20 protein-coding genes and 1 pseudogene are annotated in these 21,930 nt (G+C 64.9%); 17 read left to right on the top strand and 4 right to left on the bottom strand.

Going from position 1 to position 21,930, the window contains the following annotated elements; all coding sequences use genetic code 11:
* Nucleotides 1-223: 223 nt before the first annotated feature.
* Nucleotides 224-823, bottom strand: a complete 600-nt coding sequence (locus QTH97_RS30095) for a LexA family protein (RefSeq protein ID WP_286572258.1) — start codon at nucleotides 821-823, stop codon at nucleotides 224-226.
* A gap of 86 nt (nucleotides 824-909) precedes the next feature.
* Here QTH97_RS30095 and QTH97_RS30090 point away from each other — a divergent pair, with 86 nt between their 5' ends.
* From QTH97_RS30090 to QTH97_RS30070, 5 genes are all read left to right on the top strand, one after another.
* Nucleotides 910-1,209: a LexA family protein gene (locus QTH97_RS30090; protein WP_353655675.1), complete on the top strand. Its 300-nt coding sequence runs from the start codon at nucleotides 910-912 to the stop codon at nucleotides 1,207-1,209.
* A 371-nt stretch (nucleotides 1,210-1,580) separates the two neighbouring features.
* Nucleotides 1,581-2,153, top strand: a complete 573-nt coding sequence (locus tag QTH97_RS30085) for a chemotaxis protein CheB (protein WP_286572257.1) — start codon at nucleotides 1,581-1,583, stop codon at nucleotides 2,151-2,153.
* A gap of 22 nt (nucleotides 2,154-2,175) precedes the next feature.
* Nucleotides 2,176-2,397, top strand: coding sequence for a hypothetical protein (locus tag QTH97_RS30080; protein ID WP_286572255.1), 222 nt, complete (start codon nucleotides 2,176-2,178; stop codon nucleotides 2,395-2,397).
* Entirely contained in the window at nucleotides 2,397-2,849 is a 453-nt protein-coding gene (locus QTH97_RS30075) for a hypothetical protein (RefSeq protein ID WP_286572253.1), read from the top strand. The genes QTH97_RS30080 and QTH97_RS30075 overlap by 1 nt, the downstream gene beginning before the upstream one ends.
* Before the next feature lie 338 nt (nucleotides 2,850-3,187).
* Nucleotides 3,188-3,652 (top strand): hypothetical protein, encoded by a 465-nt coding sequence (locus QTH97_RS30070; protein ID WP_286572252.1) that lies wholly within the window; start codon nucleotides 3,188-3,190, stop codon nucleotides 3,650-3,652.
* A gap of 248 nt (nucleotides 3,653-3,900) precedes the next feature.
* Here the strand turns inward: QTH97_RS30070 and QTH97_RS30065 are convergent, their stop codons facing one another.
* A complete protein-coding gene (locus tag QTH97_RS30065) occupies nucleotides 3,901-4,899 on the bottom strand; it encodes a serine hydrolase domain-containing protein (protein WP_286572251.1) in 999 nt (332 codons plus the stop codon).
* Between the two features lie 677 nt (nucleotides 4,900-5,576).
* Here QTH97_RS30065 and QTH97_RS30060 point away from each other — a divergent pair.
* The 6 genes from QTH97_RS30060 to QTH97_RS30035 all read left to right on the top strand — a co-directional run bounded on the left by QTH97_RS30060 (nucleotide 5,577) and on the right by QTH97_RS30035 (nucleotide 12,540).
* Nucleotides 5,577-5,888 carry a polyhydroxyalkanoic acid system family protein gene (locus QTH97_RS30060; protein ID WP_286572250.1) on the top strand — a complete coding sequence of 104 codons (312 nt, stop codon included), beginning with the start codon at nucleotides 5,577-5,579 and terminating at the stop codon, nucleotides 5,886-5,888.
* 734 nt (nucleotides 5,889-6,622) lie between these two features.
* Nucleotides 6,623-6,955, top strand: coding sequence for a DUF892 family protein (locus QTH97_RS30055; protein ID WP_286572249.1), 333 nt, complete (start codon nucleotides 6,623-6,625; stop codon nucleotides 6,953-6,955).
* Nucleotides 6,956-7,131: 176 nt separating this feature from the next.
* Complete coding sequence (phaP, locus tag QTH97_RS30050; RefSeq protein ID WP_286572248.1) at nucleotides 7,132-7,716, top strand: TIGR01841 family phasin; 585 nt, start codon at nucleotides 7,132-7,134, stop codon at nucleotides 7,714-7,716.
* A 64-nt stretch (nucleotides 7,717-7,780) separates the two neighbouring features.
* On the top strand, nucleotides 7,781-9,466 hold the full coding sequence (locus QTH97_RS30045; protein WP_286572247.1) for an acetolactate synthase large subunit: 1,686 nt from the start codon (nucleotides 7,781-7,783) through the stop codon (nucleotides 9,464-9,466).
* Complete coding sequence (locus tag QTH97_RS30040) at nucleotides 9,463-10,590, top strand: zinc-dependent alcohol dehydrogenase family protein (RefSeq protein WP_286572246.1); 1,128 nt, start codon at nucleotides 9,463-9,465, stop codon at nucleotides 10,588-10,590. The genes QTH97_RS30045 and QTH97_RS30040 overlap by 4 nt, the downstream gene beginning before the upstream one ends.
* Nucleotides 10,591-10,599: 9 nt before the next feature.
* Nucleotides 10,600-12,540: an acyl CoA:acetate/3-ketoacid CoA transferase gene (locus QTH97_RS30035; protein ID WP_286572245.1), complete on the top strand. Its 1,941-nt coding sequence runs from the start codon at nucleotides 10,600-10,602 to the stop codon at nucleotides 12,538-12,540.
* Nucleotides 12,541-13,117: 577 nt separating this feature from the next.
* Here the strand turns inward: QTH97_RS30035 and QTH97_RS30030 are convergent.
* Complete coding sequence (locus tag QTH97_RS30030; protein WP_286572244.1) at nucleotides 13,118-13,402, bottom strand: hypothetical protein; 285 nt, start codon at nucleotides 13,400-13,402, stop codon at nucleotides 13,118-13,120.
* A gap of 472 nt (nucleotides 13,403-13,874) precedes the next feature.
* Here QTH97_RS30030 and QTH97_RS30025 point away from each other — a divergent pair, with 472 nt between their 5' ends.
* Complete coding sequence (locus QTH97_RS30025) at nucleotides 13,875-14,291, top strand: hypothetical protein (RefSeq protein WP_286572243.1); 417 nt, start codon at nucleotides 13,875-13,877, stop codon at nucleotides 14,289-14,291.
* Between the two features lie 187 nt (nucleotides 14,292-14,478).
* Here the strand turns inward: QTH97_RS30025 and QTH97_RS30020 are convergent, their stop codons facing one another.
* Nucleotides 14,479-14,793, bottom strand: a complete 315-nt coding sequence (locus tag QTH97_RS30020; protein WP_286572241.1) for a hypothetical protein — start codon at nucleotides 14,791-14,793, stop codon at nucleotides 14,479-14,481.
* A 777-nt stretch (nucleotides 14,794-15,570) separates the two neighbouring features.
* On the opposite strand from QTH97_RS30020, the gene QTH97_RS30015 reads away from it, so the two are divergent.
* The 5 genes and pseudogenes from QTH97_RS30015 to QTH97_RS29990 all read left to right on the top strand — a co-directional run.
* A complete protein-coding gene (locus tag QTH97_RS30015) occupies nucleotides 15,571-16,629 on the top strand; it encodes a glycosyltransferase family 4 protein (RefSeq protein WP_286572240.1) in 1,059 nt (352 codons plus the stop codon).
* Nucleotides 16,626-18,778: pseudogene (locus QTH97_RS30005) on the top strand (amylo-alpha-1,6-glucosidase). The gene QTH97_RS30015 and the pseudogene QTH97_RS30005 overlap by 4 nt, the downstream one beginning before the upstream one ends.
* A gap of 337 nt (nucleotides 18,779-19,115) precedes the next feature.
* Nucleotides 19,116-21,080: an acetate--CoA ligase gene (acs, locus tag QTH97_RS30000; RefSeq protein ID WP_286572238.1), complete on the top strand. Its 1,965-nt coding sequence runs from the start codon at nucleotides 19,116-19,118 to the stop codon at nucleotides 21,078-21,080.
* Between the two features lie 2 nt (nucleotides 21,081-21,082).
* On the top strand, nucleotides 21,083-21,391 hold the full coding sequence (locus tag QTH97_RS29995; RefSeq protein ID WP_286572237.1) for a DUF485 domain-containing protein: 309 nt from the start codon (nucleotides 21,083-21,085) through the stop codon (nucleotides 21,389-21,391).
* A partial coding sequence (locus QTH97_RS29990; RefSeq protein ID WP_444813492.1) for a sodium:solute symporter family transporter occupies nucleotides 21,388-21,930 on the top strand: 543 nt, incomplete at its 3' end. The genes QTH97_RS29995 and QTH97_RS29990, both read left to right, overlap by 4 nt.

The following is a 21,930-nucleotide window of genomic DNA, read 5'->3' as shown; positions in this document are numbered from 1 at the left end:
CATTTCCTGCGAATCACCGCGGCTGACAGAATCCGTCATCGGCAACGTTCCTAAGAAGTCGCAGGCCGAGCACCAGTGCGTCCCTGAGCCCAGGAGCGAAAAGGCCGCGTCCGAACGGGCCGTACGGGCTTGGCGGTCCATCAGCGATGTGGCAGCTACGACGGGGTGACAAAGCTCCAACGAAAGCAAGAGCCGTTGAGCGCCGGCCGGCCGGTCGATCTGTCTACCGAAGGTGCCAGATCGCTTCCCGCACAACGCCAATGATGACGCCGTCGCCCAGCGGCCGAGTCTTGAATCGCTTGTTGAGCGGCCTCAGGCAGAACACCTCTTTGATCACTACCAGTTGCTTGAACGTGGCCTGCTTCTCCCTGTTCTGGGCGATCACGAAATCGCCTGGGCGGGCTTTCATGTCTGGCTCGATCACGACGATGGTCCCTGGCGGAAACGAATTCACGCCCTTGCTTCGCATGCTCTCACCGTGAACGCGCAACGCGAAGGTCCGCCGCTGAACGTCGACGGTGACGAGCACGGTCTCCAATTCGCTGTGAGGGCCGAAGTTGTCGATGTGGGCAAAGCCGCCGGCCTCTACTGCTGACAACAGCCAAACGCCACGCCGCCGCCATCTGTCCATGGGTTGAGGACCGCCCGAGAGAAACTCCTCGACCGACATGCCGAGCAGCCGCGCGACGGCCGGGCGGTGGCTGCGGTTGGGAGAGGTGCCACCGGGCCGCTCCCAGTGCTGCACTGCGGCCCGCGTCACGCCCGCCGCCCGTGCAAACGTGCCGACACTCATGGCGAGCGTCTGGCGACCCTCGGTGATCAACTCGCGAACGCTCTTTCGCCGGCGAGGCCGGCGACTACACCGTCATCGACAACTTCAAGCCCAAGGGGAGGTTCGACACGGTGCCCGTGTCGGTGCCGGTGAAGCGCCATACCTACGCGCTCGCCGTCCGGGGCGACAGCATGGTGAGCGAAGCGGGCGATTCGTTTCCACCTGGTTCGATCATCGTTGTGGAACCCGAACTGGCCGCCGTGCCGGGCGACTATGTCATCGCGCTCAGCGGCGATGGAGCGACCACCTTCAAACAACTCGTCAAGGATGGCGGCGACCTGTACCTGAAGCCGCTCAATGCGCGCTACCCGATCAAGCCGCTGGATGGCGCCAGGGTGGTGGGGGTGGTGCGCGAGTTCAGCAAGCGGTTCCGATAAGTACCCTCGAAGCCGCCGTGGCGGTGGATAGATTGGGGGTGCGGTGCTATATTTTCTATCTCCCCTTGAAGCGGCGACCGAAACCGGGATTTCAAGACGTGGATCCCCAACGGTTCAGAGGTTATGGCCCAGGCTTCGCCTTCGCAGGTGCGCGCGGCGCTCGCGTTCGCGGCGGCCTGCGAGCGCCTCCACGATTCGTTGAGCACTCCGGGAGGGCACGGCAAGCCTCCCGCCGGACCAGCGCAACGGCGCGACGCCTATCGGCTGGTGGTTGACGCGCTCGAGGCCGTTCGCGAGACCTACGACATCGACGTTGCGACCCCTCACTCCGATTGGCGATACGGCGCACCTCGCCGAGGTGGCAGCGGCCTATGAGCCCGCGCCGCGACCTCGTGGTGGTCGGCGCCGCCGAGGGCGACCTGGCCGCGCTGTCGACGATCCTGAAGGCACTGCCCGTGACCTTCCAGGCCCCCATCCTGGTGGCGCAGCGCACCCATGCCCAAAGCGTGCAAACGCTCGTTCGCATCATGGACAGCTGCGCGTCCATGCCGGTGAGCTATGCGTGCGAAGGGCGGTTCGGGCGCGCGGGCCATGCATACCTGCCGCCGGCGGGCCTGGCTCTCGTGATCCGGCCGGAAGGCGTCATGGGCGTAGACGATCCGGAGGCGACATCGACCGGGGACGGCCCGGTTGACCGGCTGTTCAGTTCCGCGGCGGCCGTGTGCGGCCAGCGCGTCATCGGTGTGCTGCTCTCCGGCTGTGCGGGCGAAGGAAGGCTCGGCATGAGCGCGATCGAGGAGGCCGCCGGCGTGGCGGTGGTCCAGGCCCCGGACGAGGCTGACGTCGCGGCGCCGCCGCGGCACGCGCCGCATCACCACCCCCTGCCGTACGTCGCGCCACTGGATGCCATCGCGCCGCTGCTCGCGGCATTGGTCGAAGGGTGAAAGCAACAGATCGGAGGCAGCCATGGCCATCCCCATCGAAACGGCAGACGAGATCTTCGTGCGCTGCGCCACGGCGGCGATGCTGATCCAGCCCGGGGACGCGCTGCCCCTGCGGTTGCGGGACTTCGGCTTGCTCGTCGCCGACGAGTGCGCCGAGGTCGTCAGGGGATTCAGGCACGTCGACGAGCGCGATGCGGGCGACTCGATCCGGGAAGCCTTCGGCGACTGGTCGCGGCGAGCCTGATGATCGACATTCCCTTCGAGGACCAGCTGCTGGCCTTCAAGGCGCGTCTGCAGCACGGCCTGGCCTCGGCGCTGGAACTGCTGAACGATCGAACGAGCTTCCGCTACACGGCGCTGCACAGGGTCCGCGACGGCGCCTTGCACCCCGTGTGTGTCTTTGATCGCTGCGGCGAGAACCGCGCCTACCTGCACAGCGCCCTGCTTCTGAATGAGCTGGGCCGGCTCACCCTGGCTCGCGGCGACTTCGTCTCCTCGGACTGCAGCCAGGATCGTCGCTTCAAGCCCTTCGACAGCCCGATCCTCTCGTACTGCGGGCTGGTCCTGCGGCCGGCGGGCGGTGGGCCCGCGTGCGGCATCCTGTCCCACTTCGACATGGACCGCTGCGAAGTCAAGCCGTGCGAGCTCGCGTTCCTGCGTGCGGCTTCGCTGCTGCTGGTGGACTACGTGGACTGACCTGCAGAACGCAGGCGGCTTCTTCCGCAGCGCCGCCCGCATCTGCCAGCACAGCTTGCGATGCGCCGCCAGAAGGCAACGCTCATGCAGGCCAGCGACGCGTTGCGGAGGGGGGGTCGCTTCAATGGAAGACATGCACATTGAGACATTGAAGCGTGCCCGCCGTGACCAACGGGCGCACCCACGATGGCTTCTCGGATGGCATGGGCCACAAGCCGGCTCCTCTTCGGCCGTGGTGGCCAGCGGTCGTCGGTCGCTCGGCGCGGCCCCTTGCCTCGGAGCTTGTGAGCATCTCGACGGCTCCTTACCATGCGTCGATTGCCGATGCAGGAGCGCACGTGAACATTGACATCAAGCTGGGGTACCTCAAGGACGAGTACCTCCTGCTGCAAAAGCTCTATGAGGATTACGACGCGCGTGCCATCACCATCAAGGGCTGGAGTGCGACGGTAGGCCTGGCGGCCATCGGTGTCGGCTTTTATCAGTCCAGGTACCTGTGGCTCTTCGCGGCCGGCGCCGCGATGGTCTTCTGGTGCCTGGAGGCGCTGTGGAAGGGCTTCCAGTACATGTACGAACCCAGAATCCGACTGCTGGAGGCAGCGTTCCTGGCCGACGATTTCGACGGCATCGCGCCGCTTCAGGTCTACACGGCCTGGCACGACGAGTACCAGGCCAAAGGACTCAGGGTCTGGCGCAACATGCGAATGCCATTGGTGGCGTTCCCTCACGTCGTCACACTGGTGACCGGGTTGGTGCTCTTCGTTGTCGATGCCGCCGGTGTGGCCGCGCTGCGACCCAAGTAGCAGACTGATCTCTGAAGCAGTGACATCTCACGATGCGATCGAGGTGGACGGGTCCGTCGCGATGGGGCTGCGGGCGTGCACGTGCTTCCGAGCAGTCCAAGCACCCGTGGCATCTACAAGGTGCACACCGCGGCCAACCTGTCCGGTGCGGATCCTGCAGCGCGAGCAGCGGTCGGAGGGCCCGGCGCGCAGAGCATCCGACTCGGCACGTCAAGCGGGCGCGTCGACGCTCGCGCCTGCTGACGGCACTACTTTCCTTCCATGGCCAGGCGCCTCTGGGCGGCCTGGAAAATGGTCCCTCGCACGAGCTTCAAGGCCTGGCCGCGCTGCGCACTGTCCGACGATACCGTGGAGGTCACGGCGACGACCAAGCCAAGCGGCAAGTGAACCCAGATGAGCTGGCCACCGTAGCCACTCGCGAAGTAGGTGGCGCTGGAAGCGGTCCACCAGAACAGCCCATAAGGCAAGCCAACGGGCGGCCCCCCGGCACTGTGAGGCTTGACCACTTGCGCGACGAAGCCGGCCGGCAGCACCGGCTGGTCCGCCCACCGGCCCTCCTGCAGGAGCAGATGTCCCAACTTCGCCATGTCCACGGTCCGCATCGACGCCATGCCACGCGCGTAGGCAGGTTCCCGCATGGCAAGAGGCGTCACGAGCTGGTCGCGCACCAGGTCAGCGATGGGTCGCCCCGTGACTCGTTCCAGAATGGCCTGGACCATCGCCGGACCGCTGTTGTCATAGGCGAACCGTTGGCCTGGCTCTGCCCGAATGGGCCTGGCCCATGCTACGACCGGTGCGAGAGGCGCAGCGGTTCCGCTGCGGTCGTCCACCTCGAACCCCGTGGTCATCGCGAGCAGGTGCGTCAGCGTGATGGCACGGGCACGGGGGTCCGGATTCAGCGATCGCCACTCGGGCATCAGGTCGACGACGGGCGAATCCAAAGAGGCGAGCTGCTGTCGTTGCAAGGCGGTACCCACCAGAAGGGCCAAGCCACTCTTGGTCACCGACTGGGTGTTTCGCAAGGCCTCCGGGTTGCCATCGCGGTAGTACTCGTAGACGGTGCGGCCTTGGAGGACCACCACCACGCTTTGGACATCGCCCAGCTCGGCGATCCCTTCGTCGACGCTCTTGAAAGCGGCGACATCCAGGCGCTGCTCTTCGGGTGTGGACGTTCGCCAAGCAGGCATCGCCTCCGCCAACGCGGCGCCCGCAACCATCAGACAAAGCCAGACGATGACTTTCCGCATCTCGGTCTCCGTGGTGTTCGTTGAGACGGCGACAAACCAGCACCGGCGCCTCGGCTGCATTGTGCCTGCGCGTTGGCCACAGCGTCAGAGACACCTTCAACAGGTGCAAGCGCCGAGTTCCAGTCGCCGCGTAGCCCAGCGCATCGCCGGGAGCGACCCCACCGTCACAGGCGCTGGCCGCAGCTTGAGGGGCCCAAGAGGGGCGCTGCATCCTGGCGCGTACTGGCGGCCTCATGCGAGGCGTAGGCAGGGCTCCATGCTGCGAAGCCGCAACGCTGAAGCTCGGTGCCTACACGGAACGCAGTTCCACCTCTCGGAGCTCGGAGCGTCTTGCCGGCACGGTGTGCGATCAAGCTCAAGTCAGCCTCAGCATGTCGGCGGTGGTCAGCGAGTTCTCTGTTCGCATCGCTCCAACGTCGTTTTGCAAAGTGAGTTGGACAATTTGATGCGCGTGGAAGCGCGCGCCACCAAGGCGCAAGCGATGCAGGAGTGGTGGTTGGGACGCTCTCAGGCAGCCACATGGCGCTCGCGCCATGACACCCTGGACGACTTGCTGACCGACTTTGCAAAACCACGGGCGCCTCCGGTTCGCCAGCACCCCGTGTGGATACACCGCGAATGTAGGCTTCTATCGCAGGCCACTTGCCCGGCGGTCCGATTCGCGGCACCCTGTGCGCATGGCGACCCCGATCTCCATCAGCATTCCACATCAACTCGGCCGCGCTGAAGCGCGCCGCCGCATCGAGGCCGGATTCGCGAAGATCATTGACCTGTTGCCCGGCAGCAGCGGGGCTCCCAGCGAGCGATGGGACGGTGACCGGCTCATTTTCAGCGTCGCGGCGATGGGCCAGACCGTCGCCGGCGTCATCCACGTGCTCGATACCGCAGTAACCATGGAAATTGAAATGCCTGGTGTCTTCGGCGTGATCGCGCGGAGCCTCAAAGGAAGGTTGCAGAAGATGGGACAGCTGCTGCTGACAAAGCGGTAGCGCAGGTCCTGCGAATCAGGTTGGCGAGGCGTGCCGTTGTCGGGATGAGTGCCGGCGCCGAACCGCTCAGGTCTGGGTTCGAATGATCTGGTAGCACGTCGTGTTTGGCCCAGTTGGAGATCGTGGCAATCGAACACCGGGTCGTAGTCGTCTTCGAGGCAAATCCGGCGACAAAGCGCGCGACGTGCTGTGGAGTAGTGACGAGTACGGGCCTTTCAGCGACGGCAGCCAGTACGACAAGGACCGCACGGGCAAGGCCAAGCTCGGTGCCGTGGTGAGCTTGGGCAATGGGCGCTCTAGCGTGATCGAGCAGGGCGCTCGCATGAGCGATGGCAAGGTCATGAACAAGTTGATGCTCGTGGAGATTCGCCCGCGCGACCAACATCGCGGCGACCGACCACAGCCTCGATTGGCATGTGCCCCAACTGCTCCGATGGGAACTTACCCTCCAACTCCCGTCGAAGGATCGCTCACAACACGCCGGAACCATCGACGACGTGCCGTTGAGTTGCACGAGGCATCCCGCGCGGGGTGAGCGCCTGCGCCGAGGCGATCGTGCGGAAGGAGCGGAGGCGCGGAAGTTGCGAAAGTACCGGCAGCGTTGTGATCGTCGGCCACGCTTGGCGAGCGCCTGTCACCTCCGCGCAAGACGTCTGAAGCGCGGCGCCACAGCCTACATCGCTTGAAAGGAGGGGCCGCACACTGGATTTCCCAACCAATCTCAAGGAAAGCTCATGTCCGAAAACTCCAGCCTGGAAGAACTCTACGCAGATGAGCTGAAAGATCTCTGGTCAGCCAACGACCAGATGGCCAAGGCGTTGAAGAAAATTGCGCCCAAAGCCACCAACGCGAAACTCAAGAAGATGCTTTCTGGCTCGCAGGTGGGCATCGCCAAGCACACCGATGTGCTCAAAGCGTTGATCAAGGGCCTGGACGAGAAGGTGATCAAGGCGCATTGCAAAGGCATTCGACCGATCAGCGTCGCTTCGCCGGCGCGGTTGTTCTCAAGCCGCATTTCGTGCGCGCTGACCCCTCACCCGGCCGTGTGGCGGCAGGGATGGGCTTAATGTTCGCGGCGGGTTCCTCTTCGCGCACGCCGTTGCCGAACGCTGCGAGCTGATGCGAGGGGCCCTGCAGGCAGTGGGGGCCAATACGCTCTTTGAGCGCGCTCCTCTAATGGCGCGTGGCCGATGCGTTTTTGCTTGTGTCGTCCCCGACACGCGTCGACACTGGTCATGCTGCAGTGCAACAAGCATCGTTGCTTGATTCCCAACCTCACAGAAAGCCCACCATGATTCCACACGCCGCCGGCAACAACGCTTCCGTTGAAACAATGTTCGGCCTGGTCGGACAGGCTGTCGAAGGGGCGGAAACGCTCGCCGCCCTCAACCTGCAGACGCTCAAGACATTGATGGCTGAAACCGAGGAAATCAGCCGGATCGCCAGTTCGACACGAAGCCCGGCAGAGTTGATCCAGCTTCAGGCGGCCACGCTGCAAGCCGCGCCGTTGAAGGCGGTGGCGTATGGCCGGCAGGTGCAGGAGGTCTTTTCCACCTTCGGCGCCGCGCGGCGCGCCGTCTACGAACAACGCATTGCCAGCGCTCAGGCCACGCTCCTCGAGGCCATGAGTGGCTTTTTCAAGAACACCCCTGGCTCCGAGAAGATCATGGCACTGATGCAATCCGCCATGGAGGCTTCGAGCAGCGCCTACAAAGGAATGAACACGGCGTCGAAGCAACTGTCCGACACCATGGCCACCAACGCCGCGAAAGTCGGCGAGACCGTCACGGAGGCGTCTTCGAGCGCACGGGCGAAGATTGAAGTCTGATGGCGAAGCAGGCATTGCCAATGGCCTACGCTGCGAAGACCTGTCGCTGCATCCGGAGATGGGAATGAAAGCATCCGACCTCTTCGTCAAGGCGCTGGAGAACGAGGGCGTGCAGCGCATCTTCGCCGTACCCGGCGAAGAAAACCTCGACCTCGTCGAATCCTTGCGACGGTCCCGCATCGAACTCGTGCTCACCCGGCACGAGCAATCTGCCGCCTTCATGGCTGCGACCCATGGGCGCCTGACCGGACAGCCTGGCGTGTGCATGGCCACGCTGGGACCCGGGGCGCTCAACCTGGTCACGGGCGCAGCCTATGCACATCTGGGTGCCATGCCGATGGTGCTGATCACTGGCCAGAAGGCCATCATGACGGCTCGGCAGGCACGCTTTCAGATTGTGGACATCGTCGCCACGATGAAGCCGTTGACGAAGGCCTCGCGGCAGATCGTCAGCGCGGCGAGCATCCCCACCGCGGTGCGCGACGCTTTCAGGGTCGCCGCCGAAGAGCGTCCGGGTCCGGTGCATCTCGAATTGCCGGAAGACGTCGCCGCCGAACAGGTCGCCGACGAGGTGGATGTCCTGCCCGTTCACCCGATCGATCTGCCGGTGGCGCATGAGTCGGCGATCGCGCGCGCCGCCGAGTTGCTGATGCGGGCGGAGCGACCGCTCGTCATGTTCGGCGCCGCGAGCAATCGCCCCCGGCTGCAGGGCCAACTGGCCGATTTCGTGCGCCGAGTCGGCGTTCCCTTCTTCAACACGCAGATGGGCAAGGGAACGGTGGCCGGCGGTGGCATCGCCGAAGGCCGGACCGGGTTCTGGATGGGGACGGCCGCGCTCACGGAGCGCGACTATGTGCACGAAGCGATCGACCGTGCCGATCTGATTCTCGCCATCGGCCACGACACCATCGAGAAGCCGCCGTTCATCATGGGTCCGGAGGGCCCGCTGGTGATCCACGTCGGCTACATGCCGGCCACCGTGGAGCAGGTGTACTTCCCGCATGCCGAAGTCCTGGGCGACGTCGGCCCGACCCTCACACTGTTGGCCGATCGCGTCGAAGGCCGCCTCCCGAATGCCGGCGCCTTGCTGCCGCAGCGCGAGGGCATCCTGGCGCGCACCATGAACCGTTCCACCGAGTCGCGCTTTCCGCTGACGCCACAGCGCATCGTCCACGACGTGCGCCAGGTCATGCCCGACGACGGCATCGTCGCGCTCGACAACGGCATGTACAAGATCTGGTTCGCGCGCTGCTACCCCACGCGAACAGCCAATGCGCTGCTGCTCGACAACGCATTGGCGACGATGGGGGCCGGCCTGCCGTCGGCCATGATGGCCGCGCTGCTGTACCCGCAGCGCCGGGTGTTGGCAGTGTGCGGCGACGGCGGGTTCATGATGAATTCGCAGGAGCTCGAGACGGCCATCCGGCTCAAGCTCGATCTCGTGGTGTTGATCATCGAGGACAACGCCTACGGAATGATCCGTTGGAAGCAGTCCGTCGACCGGTTCACCGACTGGGGCATGACCTTCGGGAATCCCGATTTCGTGAAGTATGCCGATGCATACGGCGCGAAGGGGCGCCGCGTCGAAAGTGCGGAGGGACTGGCGCCGGCGATCGAAGCGGCCTTCTGCGAAGGCGGCGTGCAGGTCATCGCCGTGCCGATCGATTATTCCGAAAACACCCGGGTGCTGGTCGACGAATTGCGCAATCGCGTCGCCGCCACAGCCGCCCAACCCGGAGCCTTCACATGAAGATCAAGGCCGCCGTCCTTCGGCAGATGGGCGCCGCGCCGCCCTATGCATCGTCCAGCCCGCTGTCGATCGAGACGGTCGACCTGGCGCCGCCGGGGCCCGGTGAGGTGCTGATCAAGGTGAGCGCCGCGGGCCTGTGCCATTCGGACCTCTCGGTCATCAATGGCGATCGTCCGCGGCCGATGCCGATGGCGCTGGGGCATGAAGCGGCAGGCATCGTCGAAGCGCTGGGAGAGGGCGTGACCGATCTGCAGGCCGGCGACCATGTGGTCGTCGTGTTCGTGCCCAGTTGCGGCCATTGCGCGCCCTGCGCCGAAGGCCGACCGGCCTTGTGCGAGCCCGGCGCCGCTGCCAACGGCGCGGGCACGCTGCTGTCCGGCGCACGGCGCATTTCGCTGGTCGGGCAGACCCTCCACCATCATCTCGGCTGCTCCGTGTTTGCCGAGTACGCCACCGTCTCGCGTCATTCGCTCGTGAAGATCGACGGTGCGGTTCCCCTGGACGAGGCCGCGCTGTTCGGCTGCGCGGTATTGACGGGTGTCGGCGCGGTCGTCAACACGGCGAAGGTGCCGATGGGCGCATCGGTCGCGGTGGTTGGCCTGGGGGGCGTCGGCCTCGCCGCGCTGATCGGTGCACAGGCCGCCGGCGCGCGGCAGATCATCGCCGTCGACCTGTCGCACGACAAGCTGGTGCAGGCGCGCGGCCTGGGCGCTACGCACACAGTGAACGCCGGCCAACCCCACGCGCTCGAGCAGATCCGAGAGCTCAGCGCGGGCGGCGTCGAGTACGCCTTCGAATTCGCCGGTTCGATCCCCGCGCTCGATCTGGCCTACCGGATCACGCGACGCGGCGGCACCACCGTCACGGCGGGACTGCCGCCCTCGACTGCGACCTTGCCATTGGCTGCTGTCAATCTCGTGGCGGAAGAGCGAACGCTCAAGGGCAGCTACATCGGAACCTGTGTTCCTTCGCGTGACGTCCCTCGCTACATCGCGCTGTACCGGCAGGGGCGCCTGCCGGTCGACAAGCTCCTGACCGGCCGCCTCGCGCTCGAAGACATCAACCATGGCTTCGACCTTCTGCACGAAGGAAAGGCGATACGGCAGGTCGTCGTGTTCGACTGAAGAAACGTCATGAACCGGAACAAGGTCGTCGCCGCCGACGAGGCCATCGCGCTCATCCGCGATGGCGACAGCGTGAGCTGCTCCGGCTTCGTCGGCATCGGAACGCCCGAGGAACTGATCGTCGCGTTGGAAAGGCGCTTCGTGTCGACGCAGAGCCCGCGCGACCTGACGCTCATCTTCGCGGCCGCACCGGGCGATGGCAAGGCGCGCGGCGTCAACCGCCTGGCGTACGAGGGACTGATCCGGCGCGCCATCGGCGGCCATTGGGCGTTGGTGCCGCAGTTGGCCCGACTGGCGACCGACAACCGGATCGAGGCCTACAACCTGCCGCTGGGCACCATCTCTCACCTGTACCGCGACGCCGCCGCGCACCGCGCCGGAACCCTGAGCAAGGTGGGGCTCGGCACCTTCGTGGACCCGCGGCAGAGCGGCGGGCGCATCAACGAGCGTACACAGGAAGAACTGGTGCGGGTCATGGATATCGACGGCGAGGAGTGGCTTTTCTACAAAGCCTTCCCGGTCGACGTGGCACTGATCCGCGGCACCACCGCAGATCCGCTCGGCAACATCACGATGGAGCACGAGGCACTGTTGCTCGATGCACAGGCGGCTGCCATGGCGGCACGCAACGCCAACGGCCTGGTGATCGCCCAGGTCGAGCGTGTCGCCGCCGCAGGAACGCTCGACCCGCGCAGCGTGGTGGTGCCGGGTGTCCTGGTCGACTGCGTCGTGGTGGCGTCGCCGGAGCTTCACCAGCAGACCTACGGCACCGCCTACAACGCGGCCTTTTCCGGCGAGATGCGGGTGCCGGCCAACAGGATCGCCGTTGCGACGCTGGACGAGCGCAAGCTGATCGCACGCCGTTGCGCCTTCGAGCTGCCGCTGGGAGGCGTCATCAACCTTGGCATCGGCATGCCGGAGGTACTCGGCGCTGTGGCCGCCGAGGAGCGCGTGCTCGAGCACTTGACGCTGACCGCAGAGCCCGGCGTCATCGGCGGCATGCCCAAAGGCGGGCTGGATTTCGGCGCTGCCATCAACACGCAGGCCCTGCTGCACCAGAACCAGCAGTTCGACTTCTATGACGGGGGCGGCCTCGACCTGGCTTGCCTCGGCATGGCGCAGATCGATGGCGCCGGCAACGTCAACGTCAGCCGCTTCGGAACGCGGCTGGCGGGCGCCGGAGGCTTCATCAACATCAGCCAGAACGCGCGCCGCGTCGTCTTTGCCGGCACTTTCACGGCCGGCGGCCTCGAAGTGGTCATCGAGGATGGAAAGGTGCGCATCGTTACCGAAGGCCATGCACCGAAGTTCGTCGCGGCGGTCGAGCAGATCACATTCAGCGGGCCACAAGCCGTGAACCAGCGGCAGTCGGTGCACTACGTGACGGAGCGCTGCGTCTTCAGGCTGGAGCCGGGTGGCCTGCGCCTGACCGAGGTGGCACCGGGCATCGACATCGAGCGGGACATCCTGGCGCACATGGGATTCAGGCCGTTGATCGGGCAGGTCAATCGCATGGACGCCCGCCTGTACCGCGCCGGCCCGATGGGGCTGGGGGCCGTGCTGCTCGACCTGCAACTGGCCGAGCGCCTGAGCTACGACGGTGAGCGGAATATCCTGTTCGTCAACTTTCAGGGGTTCTCCATCCATGATTCGGATGATGTCGAGAGCGTGCGCCGGGTTTTCGCCGAGCTTTACCGCAGAGCCGGCCGCAAGATGGCGCTGGTCGCCAACTACGACGGGTTTGTGATCGACGAATCGCTGAGCGACTCGTACTTCGCGATGGTCGAAGAGTTGCACGCGCAGTACTACAGCACCGCGACGCGCTATACGACGAGTGCATTCATGCGCATGAAGCTCGGCTCGTCGCTGTCCTCGCGTCAGGGGGCCGCGCATCTGTTCGAGACGCAATCAGAAGCGATCGAGTTCCTGCGGCAGCAAGCGCACACATAGCCTGGCAAGTCCATGGCGCTTTCGTCCTTGTCATCGAACGTTCGCCAGTTCACCCGCCAGCACCTGCAAGGAACGTCTCGCTCTGATCGGTCGATCTGTCGTGACGGGCAAGAGCGGTCCATCAAAAGCTGTCTTGCCTTCGGAGTCGTCCCCCGGCGATGCCGGTCGCTTCAAGCCTGTTTGCGGGATCGCATCCCACGAGACAAAGACGAGCGCCGTGCGCATAGAGCATGAGGTGCCGGGTCCGCGACCCGCACAGACCGAAGCGCGTCCGCAACGAACTCGCACCACCCCGGTTCCCGACCATTGATCGCTCAGTCTTGGCAATCGGCCGCCATGAAGGGCCTTGACATTCAGCCCGTAGAGAAGCGGTTGCGGCGGCGGCTGACCTGACGTCCTGCGCCGACATCTAAAGCGCCGCCGCGGGCCTGCCGACTTCATCTTCCCGCCGCGACTTCGCGACTGAGACGTGCAACCGTCGGGACCGGGAGTAACCGCGATCACCCTGCGAGAGCGAGGTGACAGTTCCTTGGTCAAGCGGCCGTTACCAAACGGGGGGAGTGCTTGACGGAATGGCCTACCAGGTAGTCTGAGGGAAGTGCCCGACCGGATATGCCTGGTTGTCATGCTCGATACGAAACGGTGACTGCACCTGGGTAAGGCTATGGCGATGCACCAGATGGTCCGCCAGAATCTCCTGGACAGGATGATCGACGACAACCTCCCTCGGGTAGTCGGAGCGATGCGAAAGGTGGACGTGCAGACCGGCCATGGCCGCGTTCAAGTCGTCCGCCAGCACCCTTTTCTTGTGCCAGTTGTTACGGTTGATCCGCCTCCACACAAACACGAAGGTGCTGCCCATAGAAGTTTCCTGCTCCCAGCGACCGGGCGTGGAGTTTATTGCGCGCGCCCTCTCTTCGCAACGGCAGATCGTCCAAGAATATGCGAGTCGCGGACGTTCGTCGTGGTGCGCGATCGACGCGTTGACATTGGCCCTCGAGGCACGGACTCGCCCAACGGTTGTCTTGCCGCTGCAACGCCTCGCGTTCACCGAATAACCGAACGGATCGACAGAGGGGTGGCCTGCTGAGCCGGCACGTACGAACACGTGCCACGCTCCGTTCGCATGACGATGCAATCGTCCTCGTCGCCGCCACCAGGACCGTTCCTCGCTCTTGGAAGAAACGAGCCAGAAGCGTGTGTCGGTGCCGGCGATCATCAGGTAGGTGGCGGCCGTCGTGAATCAATGTCAACCAAAGGCCCAAGGTCATCGTTTGGCTCTAGCCATCTGCCGATGGCGAGGCGAATCGACCTCCAACTCCCAAGGACATGCAATGACCAAAATTCTCGCAGTCATGCTCACCGGCCTGTTCGCGGCAGGCGCCTATGCTCAAAATCCGGCGGGAACATCGTCGGAGCAACAACCTGTAACGAACAGCAAAGCCCAAAATCGCGCTCAAGCCAGGGTGGAGGCGCGACCCCAAGGCAATGTGAAGAAGCCCACTGGCGACCTGGCCAACACCCCCGAACTCAATCCTGAAGCCAGCGGGGGCAAGGCGGCCACTGCGGGCCAGAATCGGGCCAACGCCAAACCCCAGGGCATGGCGAAGAAGCCGGTGGGCGACCTGGCCAACACTCCCGAACTCAATCCTGAGGCCAGCGGGGGCAAGGCCGCGAATGCGGGTCAGGCCAGGGTTGGTGCGCGCGATGCCAAGGCGGCCGCGAAGAAGCAAGCCGGCGCCACCAATTGATCGTTGTCGGTACTTGGTCGAAAAAGCGCCTGGCGCTTTTTCGATCACCAGGGGGACGCCCCGGCCACCGTGCGACCCCTCCGAACGATCTTCCCATCGTGATTTCGGCGCCGCCCGACCAGTCGGACGCGGCGGTCCGGCTTCACTTGGATGGTCATCTTCCGACCTCTGCCCCTCATGTTCAGCGTTAGTCGCCCGGGGCCGGTTTGCGCGACGGTTCCACCGATTTGACGGTTCGAGGAAAGTTGTCCGCCAAACCCGCCAAACCCGCCAAACCCGCCAGCGCGCGGCTGCGCGTTCCCGCCGCTGCCTTGCCGCTCGCAGTCACGCACATCACAGTGGCATGCCCAGCATAGCTGGTTCGGCCTCGCAGATGCAGGACGGGTGGGATATCCGCCTCTATGAGCCTGGCAGCACGAAGCACCCGGCATTTTTCAATGTCGTCATCCTCGTCGATGTCCATCGGAAGTTGAGCGCAGTTGAGGCGCTCGAGTAGTTGCATCGGCATCGCCACTCCTGAGCTTGGTTTGCACCGACCGAAGGCTGCTGCAACGGCCGTGAGCGTTAAGCATCCGCAACCTGCGGGAGCCGGTCTGTACGCGAACGTACATTGGAACGACTGAATTGGACCAGACGCGTTCTCAACGGCGTCCGTCGAACCAAGGCTATCGTCCTTGACTCAGGCGATGCTTTCCCTGTTCGGTTAGGCACTCGCGGCCTCTGTGGTCTCGAGATACCAACCCATGTGAGCTCAGGCGACCCGAAAAATGACTCGATTCGACTTTGGCCTCCCTGCCCGAAAGGCTGGCCAGAGTGACCAGCTTCGTCCACTGCTCGTCATTTAGCTGAATCTTCTTGACCATGATTTCCTCAGTCCGTACTTCTACGTGTGATTCGGTTCAGCTACGCGTCTTGTGACTCCTAGACAACGACGGGCAACAACTCAGAAGATGCAAGCATGGCGTCCGGCGAGGCGCGCGAGTCGCCCGGCAAGCGCACAGCTTGCGCTCAAGCGCCCACCGGGTCTGTACGGTAGCACGCCAAAGGACTGAAGGCGGCGGCAAATGGATTCACCGTGCGGTGGCGCACAGACGCTTGCCCTCGTGGCAGACCAGCATCGTGGATAGGACATTGCCGTCCATCTGGAGTGGTCGCGCAACCTTGATTGGACCTTGATGCAACTCAGTCTGCTCGATCTGCCCTGGTGGGGCCATGTGCTGGCCACCCTGGGCCCGACCCACGTCACCATCACCCACGACGACTGGATCGGAGCCACGACATGAGGATTGCACAGGTGGCCCCGTTGTACGAGGCGGTGCCGCCGAAAATGTATGGCGGCACGGAGCGGGTGGTGGCCCATCTCACGGATGCTCTGGTCGATCAGGGTCACGAGGTCACGCTGTTCGCCGCCGGCGAGACACAGACCAAGGCCACGCTGGTCGCTACACGTGCCCGGCCGCTTCGCCTGGACAGCGGGCGCCTGAACTCGGATCTGGCCAGCCACCTCACCATGATTCACGAGGTGCGACGGCGTGCGGATGCATTTGACGTCATTCACTTTCACGTCGACCTGATCCACTTTCCCTTCTTCGAGGACATGTCGGAACGCACGCTCACGACCCTGCATGGTCGGCTCGATATCGATGACCTGCGCGGCGTCTATGCACGGTGGCATTCGTATCCATTGGTCTCCATTTCCAGCAGCCAGCGCGCCCCGCTGCCGGATGCCAACTGGTACGCCACGGTGCAACACGGCATGCTGCCTGATCACTACCAGTTCAGTCCACGGACTCTAGGGGGCTACCTCGCCTTCTTGGGGCGAATTTCGCCGGAGAAGCGACCCGATCGGGCGATCGAAATCGCGAAGGCGGCCGGTGTACCCCTGAAGATTGCGGCCAAGGTGGACGCTGTAGATCGCGCCTACTTCGACGAGTGCATCCGGCCCCTTCTGGGCCACCCGCTGATCGACTTCGTCGGCGAGATCGGCGACTCCGAGAAGAGTGCCTTCCTGGGTGGCGCGCGGGCGTTGCTGTTTCCGATTGACTGGCCCGAGCCTTTTGGCCTGGTGATGATCGAGGCGATGGCGTGCGGCACACCCGTCATCGCCTGGCGTTGCGGTTCGGTCCCAGAGGTGGTGGAGCACGGCGTCTCGGGTCTCATCGTCGACGACATCGCTGGGGCCGTGAAGGCAGTGCACGGTATCGGAGAGCTGTCGCGCACGCGCGTGCGCCGAGCGTTCGATGAGCGCTTCACTGCGCAGGCGATGGCGAATCGCTACGCTCGCCTGTATTGGCAACTCGTTGGCAACCGCCGACTGCACGAGAGCGAGGTGGCATGAACTCGCCCCATCCGCATGGAGTGCCGCACCCTCAGAGCGCAATGTCGAACGCATCGGTACCGCGCACGCCCGATCATCTCCACGTCCTCAAGGACGGCGACAGTTTCGTGGTTGCTGACACCTATGGCGACATTGCGGGTTCGGGCGATGGCTTCTTTCTGGAGGATACGCGCCTGCTGTCGTGCTTCTACCTGGTGCTGGGAGGCGAACGGCCGACCCTGCTGTCCAGCGCGGTCAGCCGTGACAACGTGTTCTTCACCGCGCATGCCACCAACCGACCGCTGCCCCCGCTGGGGGACGAATCCCTGCCGCAGGGGGTGGTGCACATCGAGCGGCGACGCCTCCAGTGGGACGGGCTGTTACGCGAGAGCATCACCTTGAGGAACTACGGCATAGCGGTCACACGGTTGCAGCTCACCGTGGGCTACGGTGCCGATTTCAGCGACACCTTCGAGGTGCGCGGGGAGCGCGGGGCGAATTTCTGCCCGCCAAGGTGCAGAGCAAGGAGGTCGAATTGGGATACCGAGGGCTGGATGGCGTCGAGCGGCGAACGCGCGTGGTGTTCTCGATCCAGCCCACAGCCATCGACGAGAAGTGCTGCCGCTTCGACCTTGTCCTGAACAGTCGCGAGGATGTTGTCCTGTATGTCGACATCGGCCCGGCTGCGCTGGCACCGACGCGCGCGCAGTTTCGGGCCGCGAGCGCTGCTGCACGGCGCAGCATGCGCACTCGTCAGCGCGCCGGTGCGCGCGTGCGGACTTCCGCCCGCCAGTTCCAGGCCTGGCTGGATCGCTCGGAAGCCGACCTTGCGTTGCTGACCACTGCACTTCCGACCGGGCCCTATCCCTATGCTGGCATTCCGTGGTTCTCCACCCCCTTCGGACGCGACGCAATCATTACCGCGCTACAGACCCTGTGGCTCAAGCCATCCCTGGCGCGTGGCGTGCTGGCCTACCTGGCCAGTCATCAGGCTCGCGAGTCGTCGGCCTTTCACGATGCGGAGCCCGGCAAGATCATGCATGAACTGCGCAAGGGCGAAATGACGGCGATGGGTGAACTGCCCTTCGGCCGCTACTACGGCGGCGTGGACACAACGCCGCTGTTCGTTGCGCTGGCGGCTGCCTATGCCCGGCGCACGGCGGATCGTTCCTTCATCGTGGAGCTGTGGCCTGCCTTGGTGGCAGCGACCGCCTGGATTCTGGGCAATGCGAATCGGCATGGCGGATTTCTGACTTACGCACGTGCGCAGGCTTCCGGTCTGGCCAACCAGGGGTGGAAGGACAGCCACGACGCCATCTTCCACGAGGATGGGCGCACGCCCGAAGGGCCAATTGCGCTGGTCGAAGTTCAAGGCTACGCGGTCGCTGCATTGCAGGGAATGGCGCTGCTGGCGGAGTGGCTGGGGCACGACACGGCAGTTGCACCGTACGCGGAGGCGGCCGAGGCCTGGCGGGAGCGGGTAGAGGCACGCTTCTGGCAGGAAGACATGCAGTTCTACGCCCTGGCGCTGGACGGTGCCGGTGCGCCGTGTCGCGTCTATGCCTCCAACCCAGGGCATTTGCTGTACATGGGACTGCCAGGCGCCGAGCGCGGCCGAGCCGTAGCGCGCCAACTGCTCGCTGCCGGCCTCGAGTCGGGCTGGGGCCTGCGCACGCTGTCGTCCAAGGCCATTCGCTACAACCCCATGTCGTACCACAACGGGTCCGTCTGGCCCCACGACGTGGCATTGTGCGCTGCCGGCATGGCGCGCTACGGCGAGCGGGACAGCACGGCGCGATTGACGAGCGAGATGTTCGAATGTGCCAGCCAGGTGGGCATGCGCCTGCCCGAACTGTTTTGCGGTTTCGCAAGGGTGACTAGTGAGGCGCCGGTCTCCTATCCGGCGGCATGCCTGCCCCATGCTTGGGCCGCCGGCTCGGTGTTCATGCTGCTGCAGGGCTGCCTGGGCATCGACATTGACGCCATGCACGGACGCATTGTGGTGGAGCAACCGGTTCTGCCCGGCGAGATCGATGCGCTCGTGCTGCGCGACCTGCGCTTGCCTCAAGGCGCTGTCGACCTCACTTTGTCCCGCAGGGGCGGCAATGTGCAGGCGGCGGTCTCGCGGCAGTCAGGGGCGGATCTCCTGCAGATTGATTTGCGCTTGTGAAACGACGTACCGCTACGTTCCCCCATCGTCGCCACCAGTTGGCACCGGGCGCTGCCGAACCGGTTCAACTGCGAATCTGCCAAGCGTGCAGCGGCGCCGAGGTTCTGTCGCGCTCCGAAGGGTCGGCTTCGAATCCAAGGCGATTGCGACGATACAGAAAGCGATGAGACCGACGCCCTTGAGCACAGAACCAATCGCAAGCAGCTCTCGGCAGGCGCCCCCGTTGGTGTGCTAGCGCACAGACTCGAGCACAGGGTGAGCGCAGGGTAGGACTGTCGGCGTGCGGCCTTCAGCGTTTGACTGATTGACCCACGCCGGTCCCGCGCAAGGAGATGCAATGAGCGAAGAAGCGATTAACTATCCGGTACCAGACGCCGCCATGAAGGGCGCGCACGTATCCGGCATGCCGGCCTACCTGAAACTGGTGGCCGAGGCAGACGTCGATCTCGGTGCTTACTGGGCACGTCTGGCTCGCGAGTTCGTGAGCTGGAAGACGCCGTTCACGCAGTCGCTCGATGAAAGCGGCGCGCCATTCTTCAAATGGTTCGAGGACGGCACGCTGAATGCGTCCTACAACTGCCTGGACCGCCATGTCGAGCGCGGTCGGGGCGACAAGGTGGCGATCCTCTTCGAGGCCGACGACGGCCAGGTCAGCCGCGTCACCTACAGCGACCTGCTGGCGCGCACCTGCCGCCTGGCCAATGCGCTGAAGGCCCGGGGCGTGAAGAAGGGCGACCGTGTCGTCATCTACATGTCGATGAGCGTCGAGGGCGTGGTCGCCATGCAGGCCTGCGCGCGCATCGGTGCCACGCACTCGGTGGTCTTCGGCGGCTTCTCGGCGCAAAGCCTTCGCGATCGCATCGCAGGCGCCGGCGCGGTGATGGTGATCACGGCCGACGAGCAATTGCGGGGGGGCAAGCAGCTGCCACTTAAAGCCATCGTCGAGGAAGCGATGACGCTCGGTGGCTGCGAGTCGATCAAGGACGTGATCGTCTACCGGCGCACCGGCGGCCAGATCGCGTGGGACGCTTCGCGCGACCGCTGGATGCACGAGGAGACGGAAAAGCAGGGCGACACCTGCGAGCCCGAATGGGTGGGTGCGGAACACCCGCTGTTCCTGTTGTACACCTCCGGGTCGACCGGCAAGCCCAAGGGCGTTCAGCATTCGACCGGTGGTTACCTGGTGCAGGCGGCAGTGAGCACGACCTGGACCTTCGACCTGAGGGACGAGGATGTGTTCTGGTGCACCGCCGACATCGGCTGGGTCACGGGCCACACCTACATCACCTATGGCCCGCTGGCGATCGGCGCGACGCAGGTGGTGTTCGAAGGCGTGCCCACCTACCCGGACGCGGGCCGATTCTGGAAGATGATCCAGGACCACAAGGTCAGCGTGTTCTACACCGCGCCTACCGCCATCCGCTCGCTGATCAAGGCGGCCGAGGCCAGCGAGGCGGTGCATCCCAGGAGCTACGACCTGACCAGCCTGCGCATCCTCGGCTCGGTCGGCGAGCCGATCAATCCGGCAGCCTGGGAGTGGTACCACCAGCACGTCGGCGGTGGCCGCTGCCCGATCGTCGATACCTTCTGGCAGACCGAGACCGGCGGCCACATGATCACGCCCTTGCCCGGCGCGACACCGCTGGTGCCCGGATCATGCACGCTGCCTTTCCCGGGCATCGCGGCGGCCGTCGTCGACGAGACCGGCAACGACGTGCCCCACGGTCAAGGCGGACTCCTGGTGGTGAAGAAGCCGTGGCCGGGCATGATCCGCAACATCTGGGGCGATCCCGAGCGGTTCAAGGTCAGCTACTTCCCGCCGGAACTCAAGGGCTACTACCTGGCGGGCGACGGATCGATTCGTGACGCCAAGACCGGCTACTTCACCATCACCGGCCGCATCGACGACGTGCTGAACGTCTCGGGCCACCGCATGGGCACGATGGAAATCGAATCGGCGCTCGTGTCCTGCACGGCGCTGGTGGCCGAGGCCGCTGTCGTGGGGCGGCCGGACGAAACGACGGGCGAGACGATCTGCGCCTTCATCGTGCTGAAAGGCCCGCGGCCGACCGGCGACGAAGCCAGGAAGATCGCGACGGAGTTGCGCAACTGGGTGGCCAAGGAAATCGGCCCCATCGCCAAGCCGAAGGACATCCGCTTCGGCGACAACCTGCCCAAGACGCGCAGCGGAAAGATCATGCGGCGCCTGCTGCGCTCGATCGCCAAGGACGAGGCGATCACGCAGGACACCTCGACGCTGGAGAACCCAGCCGTGCTCGAGCAGCTCATGGAAAGGAACTGACGATGGACAACGATCTGACGTCCAGGATCCTGCGCGACCCGAACTACCAGGCCTTGAAGTCGAAGCGCTCGCGCTTCGGCTGGTGGCTGGCCGCGGCGATGATGGTCGTGTACTACGGCTTCATCCTGCTGGTTGCCTTCGACAAGCCATTCCTTGCCACGCGGCTGGGCAGCGGCGTCACGACGATCGGCATGCCGATCGGGCTCGCGGTCATCGTGTTCACCATCGTCATCACCGGCATCTACGTCCACCGGGCCAACGGCGAGTACGACCGGCTGACCGACGAGGTCGCGAAGGCGGCGCTGAAATGAACCGCTCTCTCTCTTGCTCACTCTCTGCAAAGGCGCTGGGCCTGATGGTCCTGCTGGCGGCAGCCGGCGGCGTGCAGGCTGCCGGTGCCGATCTCGGCCAGCTGGAAAAGCAGGCCACCAACTGGACGGCCATCGGCATGTTCGCCGCCTTTGTCGTCGGCACGCTCTTCATCACCAAGTGGGCCGCTGCCAAGACCAAGAGCGCGGCCGACTTCTACACCGCCGGCGGCGGCATCACCGGCTTCCAGAACGGCATGGCGATCGCGGGCGACTACATGTCCGCCGCCTCGTTTCTCGGCATTTCTGCCGCAGTGATGGTGGGCGGCTTCGACGGGCTGATCTACTCGATCGGCTTCCTGGTCGGCTGGCCGGTGGTGACCTTCTTGCTGGCGGAGCGGCTGCGCAATCTGGGCAAGTTCACTTTTGCCGATGTCGCGGCCTTCCGCTTCGAGCAGACACCGGTGCGCGTGTTCGCGGCGTCGGGCACGCTGGTGGTCGTGGCCTTCTACCTGATCGCGCAGATGGTGGGCGCAGGGCAG

Source organism: Variovorax gracilis (assembly GCF_030317115.1).
Lineage (GTDB): Bacteria > Pseudomonadota > Gammaproteobacteria > Burkholderiales > Burkholderiaceae_C > Variovorax > Variovorax gracilis.
This window is presented reverse-complemented; position numbering and strand designations above follow the sequence as displayed.